12 protein-coding genes and 2 pseudogenes are annotated in these 15847 nt (G+C 73.2%); 4 read left to right on the top strand and 10 right to left on the bottom strand.

The genetic code is table 11. The annotated features are described in order from the left end of the window. Positions 1-43: 43 nt before the first annotated feature. The 3 genes and pseudogenes from ABZ887_RS06065 to ABZ887_RS06075 form a co-directional block, all read right to left on the bottom strand. A pseudogene (locus tag ABZ887_RS06065) lies at positions 44-697 on the bottom strand (biotin/lipoyl-containing protein); the annotation flags it as partial. Between the two features lie 60 nt (positions 698-757). After that, the gene (gene lpdA / locus ABZ887_RS06070; protein ID WP_361283387.1) at positions 758-2146 is read right to left on the bottom strand and encodes a dihydrolipoyl dehydrogenase; all 1389 of its coding nucleotides are present in this window, start codon (positions 2144-2146) and stop codon (positions 758-760) included. A gap of 310 nt (positions 2147-2456) precedes the next feature. Next, the gene (locus tag ABZ887_RS06075; protein ID WP_361283389.1) at positions 2457-3995 is read right to left on the bottom strand and encodes a leucyl aminopeptidase; all 1539 of its coding nucleotides are present in this window, start codon (positions 3993-3995) and stop codon (positions 2457-2459) included. A gap of 441 nt (positions 3996-4436) precedes the next feature. Between ABZ887_RS06075 and ABZ887_RS06080 the strand changes: the two genes are divergently transcribed. Continuing rightward, a complete protein-coding gene (locus ABZ887_RS06080; RefSeq protein ID WP_361283391.1) occupies positions 4437-5210 on the top strand; it encodes an endo alpha-1,4 polygalactosaminidase in 774 nt (257 codons plus the stop codon). Between the two features lie 9 nt (positions 5211-5219). Here ABZ887_RS06080 and ABZ887_RS06085 read toward each other — a convergent pair whose 3' ends face one another. Next, the gene (locus ABZ887_RS06085; RefSeq protein ID WP_361283393.1) at positions 5220-6017 is read right to left on the bottom strand and encodes an adenosylcobinamide-GDP ribazoletransferase; all 798 of its coding nucleotides are present in this window, start codon (positions 6015-6017) and stop codon (positions 5220-5222) included. A gap of 145 nt (positions 6018-6162) precedes the next feature. Between ABZ887_RS06085 and ABZ887_RS06090 the strand changes: the two genes are divergently transcribed. Beyond that, positions 6163-6990, top strand: coding sequence for a hypothetical protein (locus tag ABZ887_RS06090; RefSeq protein WP_361283395.1), 828 nt, complete (start codon positions 6163-6165; stop codon positions 6988-6990). Positions 6991-7025: 35 nt separating this feature from the next. Here the strand turns inward: ABZ887_RS06090 and ABZ887_RS06095 are convergent. The 3 genes and pseudogenes from ABZ887_RS06095 to cobT all read right to left on the bottom strand — a co-directional run. Further along, a pseudogene (locus tag ABZ887_RS06095) lies at positions 7026-7652 on the bottom strand (hypothetical protein); the annotation flags it as partial. A 10-nt stretch (positions 7653-7662) separates the two neighbouring features. Then, positions 7663-9489, bottom strand: coding sequence for a phosphatidylglycerol lysyltransferase domain-containing protein (locus tag ABZ887_RS06100; protein WP_361283397.1), 1827 nt, complete (start codon positions 9487-9489; stop codon positions 7663-7665). A gap of 420 nt (positions 9490-9909) precedes the next feature. Further along, positions 9910-10989, bottom strand: coding sequence for a nicotinate-nucleotide--dimethylbenzimidazole phosphoribosyltransferase (cobT, locus tag ABZ887_RS06105; protein ID WP_361283399.1), 1080 nt, complete (start codon positions 10987-10989; stop codon positions 9910-9912). Between the two features lie 150 nt (positions 10990-11139). Between cobT and ABZ887_RS06110 the strand changes: the two genes are divergently transcribed. After that, complete coding sequence (locus ABZ887_RS06110) at positions 11140-12117, top strand: class I SAM-dependent methyltransferase (protein WP_361283401.1); 978 nt, start codon at positions 11140-11142, stop codon at positions 12115-12117. A 179-nt stretch (positions 12118-12296) separates the two neighbouring features. Here ABZ887_RS06110 and ABZ887_RS06115 read toward each other — a convergent pair whose 3' ends face one another. Beyond that, entirely contained in the window at positions 12297-13496 is a 1200-nt protein-coding gene (locus tag ABZ887_RS06115) for a bifunctional adenosylcobinamide kinase/adenosylcobinamide-phosphate guanylyltransferase (RefSeq protein ID WP_361283403.1), read from the bottom strand. A 176-nt stretch (positions 13497-13672) separates the two neighbouring features. On the opposite strand from ABZ887_RS06115, the gene ABZ887_RS06120 reads away from it, so the two are divergent. Continuing rightward, positions 13673-13885, top strand: coding sequence for a hypothetical protein (locus ABZ887_RS06120; RefSeq protein WP_361283405.1), 213 nt, complete (start codon positions 13673-13675; stop codon positions 13883-13885). A 46-nt stretch (positions 13886-13931) separates the two neighbouring features. Here ABZ887_RS06120 and ABZ887_RS06125 read toward each other — a convergent pair whose 3' ends face one another. Together ABZ887_RS06125 and ABZ887_RS06130 are read right to left on the bottom strand one after the other, a co-directional pair. Next, positions 13932-15011: a trypsin-like peptidase domain-containing protein gene (locus ABZ887_RS06125; protein ID WP_361283407.1), complete on the bottom strand. Its 1080-nt coding sequence runs from the start codon at positions 15009-15011 to the stop codon at positions 13932-13934. Between the two features lie 83 nt (positions 15012-15094). Next, positions 15095-15796 (bottom strand): methyltransferase domain-containing protein, encoded by a 702-nt coding sequence (locus tag ABZ887_RS06130; protein WP_361283409.1) that lies wholly within the window; start codon positions 15794-15796, stop codon positions 15095-15097. Positions 15797-15847: the final 51 nt, after the last annotated feature.

Here is a 15847-nt window from a genome sequence, read left to right on the forward strand (position 1 = left end):
CCCACCACCGTCATGGCAGTGCGCGCCAACTGGTGGGGGGCGGGGCGGGGGCGGCCGCCGGAGCGGCACCCGGGGCGCCGATGACGGCGAGCTTGGCGCCGACCTCGGCGGTCTCGTCCTCGCCGACCGTGATCTCAAGGAGCACACCCGAGGTGGGCGCCGGGATCTCGGTGTCGACCTTGTCGGTCGAGACCTCGAGCAGCGGCTCGTCGGCCTCGACGGAGTCGCCGACCGACTTCAGCCAGCGGGTGACGGTGCCCTCGGTGACGGACTCACCGAGCGCGGGCAGGACCACGTCCGTGCCGGACGCGCCACCGGCCGGAGCGGCGGGGGCAGCGGCAACGGGGGCCGGGGCGGGGGCCGCAGGGGCCTCGGCGACCGGCGCGGGGGCCGGGGCGGCCGGAGCCGGAGCGGCGACGGGCTCGGCGGCCGGGGCCGCAGCGGCGGCCGGGGCGCCGGTGCCGTCGTCGATGATGGCCAGCTCGGCGCCGACCTCGACCGTCTCGTCCTCGGCGACCTTGATCGAGGCCAGCACGCCCGAGGCGGGGGCCGGGATCTCGGTGTCGACCTTGTCGGTCGACACCTCGAGCAGCGGCTCGTCGGCCTCGACGCGCTCGCCCTCGGCCTTCAGCCAGCGGGTGACAGTGCCCTCGGTGACGCTCTCGCCGAGCGCCGGAAGGGTTACGGAAACCGCCATGGTTTCGGTTGCTCCTTACGAATTGCGGAAGTCTGAGTCGTCGCTTGTGTCGACCGAGGGTCAGTCGTGCGAGTGCAGCGGCTTGCCGGCCAGGGCCAGGTGGGCCTCGCCCATCGCCTCGTTCTGCGTCGGGTGGGCGTGGATGAGCTGGGCGACCTCGGCGGGCAGCGCCTCCCAGTTGTAGATCAGCTGGGCCTCGCCGACCTGCTCGCCCATGCGGTCGCCGACCATGTGGACGCCGACCACGGCACCGTCCTTCACCTGGACGAGCTTGATCTCGCCCGCGGTGTTCAGGATCTTGCTCTTGCCGTTGCCCGCCAGGTTGTACTTGAGAGCGACGACCTTGTCCGCGCCGTAGATCTCCTTGGCCTTGGCCTCGGTGATACCCACGGAGGCGACCTCGGGGTGGCAGTACGTCACCCGGGGGACACCGTCGTAGTCGATCGGGACGGTCTTCAGACCGGCCAGGCGCTCCGCCACCAGGATGCCCTCGGCGAAGCCGACGTGCGCGAGCTGGAGGGTCGGGACCAGGTCGCCGACGGCGGAGACGGTCGGGACGTTGGTCCGCATGTACTCGTCGACCAGGACATAGCCGCGGTCCATGGCGACACCCTGCTCCTCGTAGCCGAGACCGGCGGAGACGGGCCCGCGGCCCACCGCCACCAGCAGGACCTCGGCCTCGAACTCCTTGCCGTCGGCGAGGGTGACCTTGACGCCGTCGGCGGTGTACTCGGCCTTCGAGAAGAAGGTGCCCAGGTTGAACTTGATGCCGCGCTTGCGGAACGCGCGCTCAAGAAGCTTGGAGGAGTTCTCGTCCTCGACCGGGACGAGGTGCTTGAGGCCCTCGATGACGGTGACGTCGGCACCGAAGGACTTCCAGGCGGAGGCGAACTCGACGCCGATGACCCCGCCGCCGAGGATGATCGCGGACTTGGGCACGCGGTCCAGGACGAGGGCGTGGTCGGAGGAGATGATCCGGTTGCCGTCGATCTCCAGGCCCGGCAGCGACTTCGGCACGGAGCCGGTCGCGAGGAGCACGTGACGGCCCTGGATGCGCTGGCCGTTCACGTCCACGGAGGTCGGGGAGGACAGCCGCCCCGTGCCCTCGATGTACGTCACCTTGCGCGAGGCGATCAGACCCTGCAGGCCCTTGTACAGACCGGCGATGACGCCGTCCTTGTACTTGTGCACGGCGGGGACGTCGATGCCCTCGAAGGTGGCCTTGACACCGAACTGCTCGCTCTCGCGGGCCTGGTCGGCGATCTCGCCCGCGTGCAGCAGGGCCTTGGTGGGGATGCAACCCCGGTGCAGGCAGGTACCGCCGACCTTGTCCTTCTCGATCAGGGCGACGTCCAGGCCCAGCTGCGCCCCGCGCAGGGCCGCGGCGTAACCACCGCTACCACCGCCGAGGATCACTAGGTCGAAAACGGTGCTGGCGTCGTTCGCCACGTCACGTCCTCCATGCATGTGCGCCGTACGCCGGTCAACGGTGACCGGTCGGCGGCTGGTGTCCGGCCGCTCTTCTTCGGCCCTGTGGGTGGGGCCCTGTCCTGCCGAGCCCCATCTTCGCACTTGTCGGAGGTGAACGAGACGCGGGGCCGGGGTGTGAGACACCACACGCAGCGCCCCGCAGGGGCGCGGGGAACTGCGCGAGCAACCCTCCACGGCCCGCAGTCGCCGGACGACGGACCGGACCGAGTCGATGGGCGACGGGACCTCGCCCTACCCGCGTGCGAGGTCCCGTCGACAAAAACCGACGTCAGCCCAGGTCGCCCTCGGCGGTCAGCTCCGCCAGCCGCACCAGCGTCCGCACCGCCGACCCCGTGCCCCCCTTGGGCGTGTAGCCGAAGGCGCCGCCCTCGTTGAAGGCCGGCCCCGCGATGTCCAGGTGCGCCCAGGTGATCCCCTCGCCCACGAACTCGCGCAGGAAGAGGCCCGCGACCAGGCCGCCGCCCATCCGCTCGCCCATGTTGGCGATGTCCGCCGTCGGGGAGTCCATCCCCTTGCGCAGGTGCTCCGGCAGCGGCATCGGCCACGCCGGCTCGCCCACCTCCTCCGCGGCCTCGTGCACCGCGGAGCGGAACGCGTCGTCGTTGGCCATGATCCCGAACGTCCGGCTGCCCAGCGCCAGCATCATCGCGCCGGTCAGCGTCGCCACGTCCACGATCGCGTCCGGCTGCTCCGCCGACGCCGCCCACAGCGCGTCGGCGAGCACCAGCCGGCCCTCCGCGTCCGTGTTGAGCACCTCGACGGTCTTGCCGCTGTACATGCGCAGCACGTCACCCGGGCGCACGGCGGTGCCGGACGGCATGTTCTCGGCCAGCGCCAGCCACCCGGTCACGTTGACCGGCAGGCCGAGCCGCGCCGCCGTGACGACGGCCGCGAACACCGCCGCCGCGCCGCTCATGTCGCACTTCATCGTCTCGTTGTGGCCGGCCGGCTTGAGCGAGATGCCGCCCGAGTCGTAGGTGATGCCCTTGCCGACGAAGGCGAGGTGCTTGTCCGCGTCGGCGTGCGTGTACGACAGCTTCACCAGCCGCGGGGTCGCGGCCGAGCCGCCGCCGACGCCGAGGATGCCGCCGTACCCGTCCTTGGCGAGCGCCTTGTCGTCGAGCACCTGGATCTTGAGGCCGTGCTCCTTGGCCGCGCCCTGGGCGATCGCGGCGAACGCCGCCGGCGTGAGGTCGTTCGGCGGGGTGTTGACCAGGTCGCGGGCCCGGTTGAGTTCCTCGGAGACGGCCGTGGCGCGGGCCAGGGCCGCCTTGTGGGCCGCGTCCCGCGGCTTGCCGCCGAGCAGCACGCCCTCGGCGAGCGGCGCCCGGCCGTTCTTCGCCTTCGCGCTCTTGCCGGCGCCGGCACCGTTGTCCTTGTAGGTGTCGAAGGAGTAGGCGCCGAGCAGCACGCCCTCGCCGATCGCGCCCACGGCGGCCGGGTCCTCGACGGGCAGCGCGAAGGCCGCCTTCTTGGCCCCGGCCAGCGCGCGGGCGGCGACACCGGCCGCCCGGCGCAGCGCCTCGGCCTCGTAGTCCGCGTCCCGGCCGGGCTCGGCGCCCAGGCCCACCGCGATGACCAGCGGGGCCTTGAAGCCGGCCGGAGCGGGCAGCTTCGTCAGTTCGCCCTCGGCACCCGAGGCACCGAGGGTCTCCAGGACGGCGGCCAGCCTGCCGTCGTAGGCCGTGTCCACGGCTTCGGCACCCGGGGCGACGACCGGGCCCTTGGCGCCCTTGGCGACACCGATCACGATCGCGTCGGCCCGGAGGCCGGGCGCCGCTGAGGTGCTGAGAGTGAGAGCAGTCACGGTGGTGGAATCTCGCTTCCGATGTTGAGTTGCAGTGGCCGAGCGGGTGGGTCGACCGGGCCCGGGGAGGCGACCCCGAGGAGTGCCCTCGGGGCGCGTTGCGACCGGGGCCTTCACCCCCGTCGGCGAACACCCGGGACGAGCCTACGCGTGTGTATGCGTTCGCTCATTCCTGCGGGTGTTCACCTGGGGGTGGCGTCGTAGCCACTTTCCGTCGCGCCGGAGGCGGAGCGCCCGTTCAGGGGCGCGGGACCGTATCCATGCCCGGCTCCGGCCTCGTGGGCGCGAGCGGCCACAACGGGCCCGCGGCAGGCGTCCGTTCGCACGGTTCCCGCCGGTTTCCCGCCGCTCGCCCGCGCACGGGGCCCCGGTGCACCGCGCCGTGCCCGGGATGGGAGATCATCCGTCGGGTACCTCGCCGCACCCTTTGGAGCCCGTCCGGTGAACCTCCGCACCGTCCCGCTGCTCGCCCTCCTGGCCCTGCTCGCCGGCTGCACCCGGGCCCCGGACGACGCCGGACGCTGGCAGCCGAGACCGGGCATCAGCTGGCAGTGGCAGCTGAGCGGCCGTGTCGACACCTCGGTCAAGGCGTCCGTCTACGACATCGACGGCTTCGACCAGTCCCGGGCGACGGTCGCCACGCTGCACGGCAAGGGCCGCAAGGTCATCTGCTACATATCGACCGGCGCGTACGAGGACTGGCGCCCCGACGCGAAGAAGTTCCCCGCGTCGGTGCTCGGCCGCGGCAACGGCTGGGAGGGCGAGCGCTGGCTGGACATCCGCCGTACGGACGTGCTGAAGCCGTTGATGGCGGCCCGCTTCGACATGTGCAGGGACAAGGGCTTCGACGCGGTGGAGCCCGACAACATGGACGGCTACCGGAACCGCACGGGCTTCCCCCTCACGGCCGCCGACCAGCTCCGCTACAACCGGCTCATCGCCCGGCTCGCGCACGACCGGGGCATGTCGGTCGGTCTGAAGAACGACCTGGACCAGATCCCGCAGCTGGTGGGGGACTTCGACTTCGCGGTGAACGAGCAGTGCGCCCAGTACGGCGAGTGCGCCGACCTGAAGCCGTTCGTCGAGGCGGACAAGGCGGTCTTCCACGTGGAGTACGAGCTGCCGACGAGCAGGTTCTGCGCCCAGTCCCGCAAGCTGCGGCTGAGTTCGCTGGAGAAGAAGTACGAGCTGGGGGTGTGGCGGAAGGCCTGCTGAGGCGCCCCTTCAGAGACTCCCCAGCGAGAACACCACGAGCGCCGCGGTGGCCGCCGTCTCCGCGAGCGCCCCGAACACGTCCCCCGTGACCCCGCCGAACCGCCGCCTGCAGTGCCGCAGCAGTCCGTCCGTCGCGGCCTCGGCCACCACCACCGCGAGCAGCGCCCGCAGGCTGTCGCCCGGCCCGACCAGCGCCCCGGCGCCCGCCGCCAGGAGCATCACCGCGAACGTGACCACGGTCGCCCCCACCTTGGGCACCACGCCGGCCACCGCCGCCCCCAGCCCCTCCGGCCGGGCGGCGGGCACGCCCTCCACCGCGGCCAGCGTCAGCGCCAGCCGGGCCACCGTCGCCGCGACGACCGCCGCCAGGGCGCCCCGCGCCCACCCGTCGCCGTACGCCTGGGCCAGCGCGGCCACCTGCCCGAGCAGGACGAGGACGAGCGTGATCACCCCGAACGGCCCGATGTCCGACTGCTTCATGATCCGCAGGGCGTCCTCGGCGGGCTTGCCGCTGCCGAGGCCGTCGGCGGTGTCGGCGAGGCCGTCCAGGTGCAACCCCCGGGTGAGCACGGCCGGTACGGCGACTGCGGCGACCGCGGCCACCAGCGCGCTCGCGCCGAGCGCCACCAGCAGCGCACCGACCGCCCCCGCGCAGACCCCGACCGCGAGGCCGGCCAGCGGAGCGGACAGCATGCCGCCGCGGGCCGCCTCGCGGTCCCAGCGGGTGACCTTCACGGGGAACACGGTGAGCGTGCCGAAGGCGAAGCGGAGGCCGTCCGGCCAGGGAGTCGCAGAGGTTGCAGCCATCGGCGCAGGTTATCGGGTGATCAGGAAGGGCCGCGCCCCCGGCCGCGCTCCTGGCCGCGTCCCCGGCTGCGTCCCCGGCCGGGCTCCCGGTGGGACCGGCGGCCGGACCGGCGGCCCGACCCCGAGCCGGGGATAAAGTGCGCACATGGGACATTGGCTGGAGCGGAACATCGTCGAGCCGGGCAAACTCCCGTTGCTGCTGGCCCTGGCCGCCTTCGTCCTGACCTTCGTGATCACACGGGTCATCACCCGGCTGATCCGTGCCGGCAAGGGCCCGTTCGGCAACGTGCGGGCGGGCGGGCTGCACATCCACCACGTGGTCCCCGGGGTCGTCCTCGTCGTCGTCGGCGGCTTCGGCGCGGTCGCCAGTTCCCGCAACGGCCTCGGCGCGGCCCTCGCCGCGATCGTCTTCGGGATCGGCGCCGGACTGGTCCTCGACGAGTTCGCGCTGATCCTGCACCTGGGCGACGTCTACTGGACCGAGGAGGGCCGCAAGAGTGTCGAGGTCGTCGTCATCACGGCAGCTCTGGTGGGGTTGTTGCTCGCCGGGTTCTCGCCGTTCGGCGTCAACGACCTCTCGGCGGACGAACTCCAGGACCGGGGCGCCGTCATCGCGAACGTCGTGGCCAACTTCGCCTTCTCCCTCGTCGCCCTGAGCAAGGGCAAGGCCCGCATCGCGATCTTCGGGGTGATCGTCCCGCTGGTCGGCCTCGTCGGCGCGGCCCGGCTGGCCCGCCCCGGCTCGGCCTGGGCCCGCCGCTTCTACGGCAACCGGCCGCGCGCCAGGGCCAGGGCCGGACTGCGCGCCTACCACCACGACCGCCGCTGGTCCCGGCTCACCCGGCCCCTTCAGGACTGGATCGGCGGCAAACCCGACAGCCCCGAACCGCTACGGCTGCCCGGCCCCGGCCCCGGCCCCGGCCCCGGTCCCGCCCCCGGACCCGGCCCTGGGCCCGACCCCGGCCGCCGCTGACGCCGCCGGTGCCACAGCCGCATCCCCACCGGCACCACCGCGCACAGCACCGCCACGCCCGCGATGGCCGCCAGGTGCTCCTTGCCGGCGAGGTTGTCCTTCAGTGCCACCTCGACCGCCATCGCGGCCGCCACCGCACCGGCGGTGACATAGGCGCCGTACCGCCAGCCCAGGTAGACCGCGAGCCCGACGACGGCGGCCGACGGCCCGGTGTCCACGACCCGGGCGTCGGAAACCGGCAGACCCGGCGGAGCGTGCGGCCCCAGCGCGATGCCGAGCCGGGCGTACAGGGTGCCGGCGAGGGTCGCCACGTACGCGACGGCCAGGGTCCGCCACCAGCCCAGGCACACCTCGGCGATGCCGAACACCACCAGGACCTGCACCAGCGCGCCCCACACCGGAAGGTCCAGCGCCGGCACGAACAGCGACAGCGGGGTGCGCAGCAGGGCCGCCCACAGCGGGTCCGCGGCGCGCACCGCCCCCGCGTCCTGCACGAAGCGGTAACCCCACGACTGGTTCTGCGCGAACTGCAGCAGCGCGGTCAGGCACACCGCCCCGGCCGTCATGGGCACCGCCCCCAGCCGGCGCTTCGCCAGCGGGCCGCGCACGGTGGCGTACAACAGCCCCCATTCGGCGCGGGCCCAGCGGGCGAGCGGCTTCATGCGGTGGTCCTCATCCGTGCGTGTCTCGCCGGGTGTCCCGGTGCGCGTCCCGTTCGGTGTCCAGGTGCCGCCGGTGCAGCCACTTCGGCAGCCCCGACGACACCGCCCCCAGGAACCCCTCCGCGCGCGCCGACGCCAGGCCGATGCGCGGCAGGTCCGCGCTCTTCTCGAAGAGCAGGAACCGGGGTTCCCAGATGGGCCGGTACTTGGCGTTGGCCCGGTACAGGGACTCGATCTGCCACCACCGGGAGAAGAAGCTCAGCAAGGATCTCCACAGCCGCAGCACCGGCCCCGCGCCGAGACGCGCACCACGTTCGAAGACCGAACGGAACATCGCGAAGTTGAGCGAAACCTGGGTGATCCGGATCTCTCCGGCGCGCCGCAGCAGTTCGATGACCATGAACTCCATCAGCCCGTTGTCGGAGTTCCGGTCCCGCCGCATGAGATCGAGGGAGAGCCCGCCCGGCCCCCACGGCACGAAGGAGAGCAGGGCCCGCAGTTCCCCCTCCCCGTCCGTGCACTCCAGCATCACGCACTGTCCGTCCCGGGCGTCCCCGAGCCGCCCCAGCGCCATGCTGAACCCGCGCTCGGCGGCCCCGTCCCGCCAGTCGTCGGCCCGCCGGATCAGGTACGACATCTCGTCCGCCGGGATGTCCTCGTGGCGGCGGATCCGCACCGCGTACCCCGCCCGCCCGACCCGGTTGTACGCCTGCCGGACGGTCCGCATCGCCCGCCCCTCCAGCGTGAACTCGGCGACCTCGACGATCGCCTCGTCACCGAGTTCCAGCGCGTCGAGCCCGTGCCGCCCGTACACGGTCCCGGCCTCTTCGCCGGCCCCCATCACCGCGGGGATCCACCCGTGCGCCCGCGCCTCGGCGAGCCACGGCACGATGGCCCCGGGCCACGCCTCCGGATCCCCGATCGGATCCCCGGAGGCCAGGCTCACCCCGCCCACCACCCGATAGGCCACCGCCGCCTTCCCGGTCGGCGACCACACCACGCTCTTCTCCCGCCGCAGCGCGAAGTACCCGAGCGAGTCCCGCTCGCCGTGCCGCTCCAGCAGCACCCGCAGCCGCTTCTCGTCGTCCTCGGTGATCGGGTCGACGGCGCGGCGGGAACGGAAGGCGGCGTAGAAGACGGCGAGGACGAGCAGCGTGCTGAGCACGTTGACGACGACGTTCACCCAGTTGGGCGGCGCGATGTACGGGAACCGGGTGGGGTCGGCGGCGACCGACACCAGGCGGAGGGTGCCGTAGTGCCAGCGCTCCGGGAACGTCGAACGCCCGGCCTGCGGGGCCTGGTTGGTGACGGTGACCAGGAGGGCGGCGAGCAGCGAGGCGACGAGCCCGCCGCCCACGGCGACGGTGGCGGCGAGGCGGGGGTTGGACCGGTCGCCCTTGGCGTAGAACTCCCGCCGTCCGACGAGCAGCGCCCCCACGAAGGCGGCGGTCAGCACGATCGAGATCCAGTTCTGCGCGTACCGCCGGATCTCCGGAAAGGCCATGGCGAACGCGAACAGTGCCAGGAAGAGCCCGCTCAGCACGAGGTTGAGAATCCACGCAGCCCGCTTCCGGCGCCGCATCGTGATCGCGAGGAACGCGGTGAACACGCCGGAGGCGAAGCCGGCCGTCAGCAGGTACGGGGTGAAGAAGTTCTCCTGGTTGTGCCGCCGCACGTCCTGCCCCAGCGAAAGCCAGACCGCGCTGAGGAAGTTGACGAAGGCGACGGCCCGCAAGTACCAGACGGCAAAGGCGGCGGCCCGCCCGGAAACCCCGGCGCCCCGCCGCCCCGATCCACGTCCCTCGCTCCGCTCCACGGCAATTCGGACATCTCCCATGGAGAGCGATCATATGGGCGCCCTCGCCCCAAACCCCGCCACACGCACCCTTTTTCCGGCGCACGCGCACACGAACCACGGGTCTCGCCGCCGCGAGCACCGGTAACCCGCCGGGTCTCGCCGCCGTGGGTTCCGGTAACCCGCCGGGTGCCGCCGTCGTGGGTGCCGGCCGCGCGCCGGGTGCCGCGCCCCTGTGGTTGCTCGCGCAGTTCCCCGCGCCCCTGACGGGGCGCTACGGCCACCGCCCCCTCACCGACTCCCCTTCTCGCCGGTACGCCTTCTCGCCGGTTCTCCTGTGTGCCGGTCCCTCTCGGCTGTCGGCTTCACGCCTCTGCCGGTCTCTTCTGTCCGCCGCAACGGCGATCAACCGGGACGGCGCATCTCGGCGGTGCCGTCCCGGCCTTGCCCCCCAGGCCCCCGCTACTCTTCCGGCTTCTCCTCGGCTTCCGCCTTCTCCGGCTTCTCCGGCAGCTCCGCCGCCAGTGCCGCCGCGGCCTGGACCAGTGGCAGCGCCAGCAGTGCGCCCGCCCCCTCGCCCACCGTCACGCCCTGCTCCAGCAGCGGCTCCAGGGCCATCCGGTCCAGCGCCTTCGCCTGCCCCGGCTCCCCGCTGTCGTGCCCGGCCAGCCACCAGTCCGGCGCCCGGAACGCGATCCGCTGCGCGACCAGCGCACACGCGGCCACCACCACCCCGTCCAGCACCACCGGCAGCTTCCGCACCGCGGCCTGCAGCAGGAACCCGGTCATCGCCGCGAGATCGGCACCGCCGACCGTCGCCAGCAACTGCAACTGGTCCCCGAGCACCGGCCGCGCCCGCCGCAGCGCATCCCGGATCGCCGCACACTTCCGCATCCACGCGAGGTCGTCGATGGCGAGCCCGCCCCGACCGGTCACCACGGACGCGTCCGTCCCGCACAGCGCCGCGACCAGCACCGAGGCCGCCGTGGTGCCGCCGACGCTGACGTCACCGAGCACCACCAGATCGGTCCCCGAGTCGGCCTCCTCGTCGGCCAGCGCGACGCCCGCCCGGAAGGCCTCCTCGGCCTCCTCCAGGGGCAGCGCGTCCTCGATGTCGATACGGCCGCTGCCCCGCCGCACCCGGTGCCGTACCACCTCCTCGGGCAGCGTGCCCGGGTCGCAGTCCAGCGCCATGTCCACGATCCGCACCGGCACCCCGAGCCGCCGGGCAAGCACCGCCACGGGGCTGCCGCCCTCCAGGATCGCCCGGACCAGCAGCTCCGCGCTGCCCGCGGGCCGTGCGGAGACGCCGAGTTCGGCGACGCCGTGGTCTCCCGCGAAGAGCAGGACCCGCGGCCGTTCGACCGGTCGTACCGGTACCGAACCCTGCGCGGCGGCCAGCCACTCACCCAGGTCGTCGAGGCGGCCCAGCGACCCGGGCGGCACGATCAGCCGCTCCCGGCGCGCCTCGGCGTCACGGCGCACACCGCCGTCGGGGCGCTCGATCAGATCGGTGAAGTCGTCGAGATTAAGCGAGCTCATTCGCCGAACAGTACCGGCACGGAACGAACGGTTCGGTGCCAGATCGCCACCACACCCGCACGGCGTCTTGGCACGCAAGATCGGTATCCCATACGTTCCGGTTTGCAGTGGATTGCGTTCAGGGAGCACAGGGAGTACAGGGAGCCGCCCATGCCGCCGCCCACGCCCGAACTCGCCCCGGGGCCGGACCGGTTCCACGAACCGCGCCGCCAGGACTGCCCCTGGTGCGGCTCCAGGCGCCTGCGCACCCGCCTGCGCACGTCCGACCTCCTGCACCACCGGCCCGGCACGTTCACCGTCGACGAGTGCCGGGACTGCGCGCACGTCTTCCAGAACCCCCGCCTGTCCCCGGAGGGCCTCGCCCTCTACCACCGGGACTTCTACGAGGGCCGCCTGGAGGACTACACCGACCGCCTCCACACCACCCGCGCCGGCCGCCGCCGGCACCGCGCCGCGGCCCGCGTGATGCTGGCGCTGCCGGAGCCGGAGAGCTGGCTGGACGTCGGCACGGGCCACGCCCACTTCCCGCGCACGGCGAAGGAGTTCTTCACCTACACCGCCTTCGACGGCCTGGACCCGACCCTCCGGGTGGCGCGGGCCCAGGCCGAGGGACGCGTCGAGGAGGCCCACTGCGGCTACCTGGCCGCCCCGGAGGTCCAGGCCAGGCTGCGCGCCCGCTACGACGTCGTCAGCATGTTCCACCACCTGGAACACACCCCCGACCCACGCGCCGAACTGCGCGCCGCCCTCACCGCACTGCGCCCCGGCGGCCACGTCCTCATCGACGTCCCGAACCCGCGGAGCGCCTTCGCCAGGCTCCTCGGCAGGTGGTGGATCCCCTACGGTCAGCCCCGGCACCTGCACCTCATGCCGCTGGACAACCTCCGGGCGGAGCTGGAGGCGCAGGGCTGCGAGATCGTCGGAACGGACCGGAGATCGCCCCACCTGCCGTACGACATCTCGGCAGCGGTCGGGCTGGTCCTGGGGCAGGTCCTGCCGAAGCGGTGGCTGCGGGTGGCTGCGCCGCTGGTGGCCGTGGTGGCCACGCTGGACCACGCGCTGGCTCCGCTGCTGCGCCGGACACCCTTCTCGAACTCGTACCGGATCGTCGCGAGAAAGGGGCGGTGACGGCCGTGGTCCGACTGCGGGCCGGTGGGTGGTTGCTCGCGCAGTTCCCCGCGCCCCTTACGGGGCACGACCTCGCTGCGGGCAGGCGTGCCGCAGGGCGGCACGGGTGGGCGCTGGGGTCCCCCCGGCCGAAGGCTGGGGGAGGCACCCTGCCAGCGCCGGTAAGCGTCCCCACCCCCCTACCTCAGCACCACCACCTGCCCCGCCACCACCAGCACCACCTGCTCGCACTCGCCCGCGAACGCCGCGTTCAGGCGGCCCAGTTCATCCCGGTACCGCCGCCCCGACGCCGTCGCCGGCACGATCCCCGACCCCACCTCGTTCGACACGGCCACCACCGTCCGCCGCGTCGCCCGCACCGCCTCCGTCAGCTCCCGCACCCGCTCCCGCAGCGCCTTCTCCCCGCCCGACGCCCACTCCGTGTCGTCCCACGCCCCGACGGAGTCCATCGCGTCCGTCAGCCACAGCGACAGACAGTCGATCAGCAACGGCGGCCCGTCCTGCGCCAGCAACGGCACCAGGTCGCACGTCTCCGTCGTACGCCACGACCCCGGCCGCCGCTCCCGGTGGAGGGCCACCCGCGCCGCCCACTCGGTGTCCCCGCCGCGGGTACCGCCCGTGGCGACGTACAGCACGTCGGGGAAGGACTCCAGCCGCCGTTCGGCCTCCACGGACTTCCCGGACCGCGCCCCGCCCAGCACCAGCGTCCGCCGCGGCACGTCGGGTACGTCCTCGTACACCCCGACCGTCAGCGTCGTACCGTCCGGCACCGCCCGCGCCCCGGCCGCCGCGAGCCGGCGTCGCAACTCCGCGCCGGGCGGCACGTCATGTCCGAGATGGACGGCGACGACATCCGTGGTCGGCCCCACCGAGCCGACCGCCCGCAGCCGAGCCAGCGCGTCCGGGCGCCCGACGACGTCGAGGAGCACCAGGTGGTACGAGTCCGCGGTCCCGTTCTCCAGACCGGCCGGCGCCCCGCCCGGCGGGAGATACAGCAGCTGTTGCCCGTCGGGGCCGGTCACCGCGTACCCGGTGCCGCCCGCGTCCATCGCCACCGCCCGCACCCGATGCCCCGTCAGCAGCGCCAGCTCCCGCCCGTCCGGCACCCGCGCCGGCTGCGGCAGCGCGGCCGGCACCTCGACGGCGGGCCCGTCATGGGGATGCGACAGCAGCACCTGCCGCACGCCCCCGAGGGACCGCCCGGCCCGGGCCGCCGCGAACGCCGCACCGGGCGTCAGATCGAGCAGCAGCGTCCCGTCGACGAGCACCGCGGTAGCCGCCCGCGCATCCTCCCCGACGGCACCCGAACAAGCCGCACAGGGACAACCGGGACTGGGCAGCCCCGCGGGAGCACCGGTACCGAGCAGAGTCACTTCCACGGAACTGATTCTCACCTGCCCTTGCGGCCGACGCTGCGTGCAGCGTCCCTGAAAGGGGCGCGGGGAACTGCGCGGCAAGCCCCCACGCGCCCGCAGACACCCCACAACCTGCGGAGTTGTATCGACGCCCCCACCTCACGTCATACGATGCACCAGTTGGATCAAAGGAGGCCTACATGGCGGCATGGACGTGGCGGTTCGAGAAGGCCGACGGGACGGAGGTCCAGCCCGCGGTGGAACCCGAGGAGTTCACCACCCAGGGCGACGCCGAGTCCTGGATCGGCGAGCAGTGGAAGGCGCTGCTGGCCGGCGGCGCCGACCAGGTGCGGCTCTACGAGGACACCACCGAGATCTACGGCCCGATGAGCCTGCACGCTGACGAATCCTGAGACGCGCCGGTCCGGGGCGGCTCAACGCGGTCGCCCCGGACCGCCGTCACTGCTCGCCCAGCGTCACGTCCACCGTCCGGTCGATGCCGTCCCGGCTGTACGTCACCGTCGTCTTCTGCCCCGGCCGGTCCGTGGCGAGCGACTCGGCCAGTGAGGTGATGGTGGTGATGTCGTCGTCCCCCACCCTGGTGATGATGTCCCCGGGCCGGATGCCCGCCTTGTCGGCCGCGTCGCCCGGCTTCACGGTCACCACGGCCACCCCGGCCGGCTGGTAGTTCACGTCGACCACCGTGCGCCCGCTGATGCCGAGCGCGGCCCGCCCCGAGTCGGTGACCTTGCCCTGCTTGATGATCTGGTCGGCGACCGTCGTCACCATCGACGCCGGGATGGCGAACCCGATCCCCGGTGCCGCGCTGCCGCCCAGGTTGGGGTCGCTCGCGGCGAGCGTCGGGATGCCGACGACCTGGCCGTCCAGGTTGACCAGCGCGCCCCCGCTGTTGCCGGGGTTGATGGCCGCCGAGGTCTGCACCATGTTGGGGATGGTGGCGCCCGTGCCGCCGCCCGCGGTGTTCTCGCTGACGGTCCGCCCGGTCGCCGACACGATCCCCTCGGTCACGCTGGACGACAGCCCGAGCGGCGATCCCATGGCCAGCGTGATCTGGCCGACCTGGACCTTGTCGGTGTCCCCGAAGGCGGCCGCCTTCAGCCCGTCCGGGATCCTGTCGAGCCGGATGACCGCCAGGTCCTGCTGGGGGTAGGAGTACACCAGCGTCGCGGTGAGCGGTTCCTCCGTGTTGGCGGTCGTCACCTTGAACTTCTTCTCGTTGCCCACGACGTGCGCGTTGGTGACGATGTGTCCGTTGCCGTCGTAGACGACACCGGAGCCCAGGTCGCTGCTGGCCTGGATCTGCACGACCGACGGCAGGACGTCCTTGATCACCTTCTGGTAGCGGTCCTGCAGATCGGTCGCTGCCAGTGGGACCCCCGTCACCCGGGCGGCCCGGTCGGCCGAGGTGTCCCCGGCCGCGTCGCTGCCGAAGGCGGAACACCCGGCGGCGAGGGCGAGGCAGCAGCAGCCGAGCACGGCGGCCGTACGGCGGGTCCGGCGGGCAGGGGAAGCGTCCATGCACCGAGTCTCGCCGTGGCGGTGACGCTCCGGCTCGTGCTGCTGGCCCGAACGAGGAGCGGCACAGCGGCACCGGGCGAAGATCAGCCGCGCACCCCGCACAGGTGCAGCAGCGCCGCGACCGACCGGTACGGATCCGTCCGCCCGGCCTGCTCCTCCGCCGCGAGCAGTGTGCCCAGGTCGGCCGGAGGCCCGGCGTCGTCCGCGGCCGTGTCCGTGAACACCCGTACGCCGTACCAGGACTGCAAGGGGGCACCGATCCCGGCGAGGGCGCCGGTGAGGGTGGCCAGGCGGTCGGCCCGGACGTGCAGGCCCAGCCGGTTGCGGTAGGAGACGGTGTCGAAGGCACCGAGGGCCCCCGCCCAGTCGCCGCTCAGCCCCGGCCGCATGGCCAGCGCGTCGGCGTTGCGCACCAGCAGCGACAGCAGCCCGCCCGGGGCCAGCATCCGGGCCAGCCCGGCGAGCAGCGCGTCCGGCTCCTCGACGTACATCAGCACCCCGTGGCAGAGGACCACGTCGAAGCTGCCCGGCAGGAAGTGGACGCCCGTGTCCCGCCCGTCCCCCTCGACGATCCGCACCCGCTCGCGGATGCCCACCGGCTCGGCGGCCAGCGCCTCCCGGGCGGCCGCGACCATCGCCGGTTCCCGCTCGACGCCGGTCACCTGATGACCGGCCCGGGCCAGCCGCAGCGCCTGCGTGCCCTGCCCCATGCCCACGTCGAGCACCCGCAGCCGCTGTCCGACCGCGAACCGCCCGGATATCTGCTCGTCGAGCTGGCGGGCCACCAGCTCCTGTCGTACGACATCACGCAGCCCGCCCAGCTTGGTCAGCCAGGC

This window comes from Streptomyces sp. NPDC047061 (assembly GCF_040643955.1).
Taxonomy (GTDB): domain Bacteria; phylum Actinomycetota; class Actinomycetes; order Streptomycetales; family Streptomycetaceae; genus Streptomyces.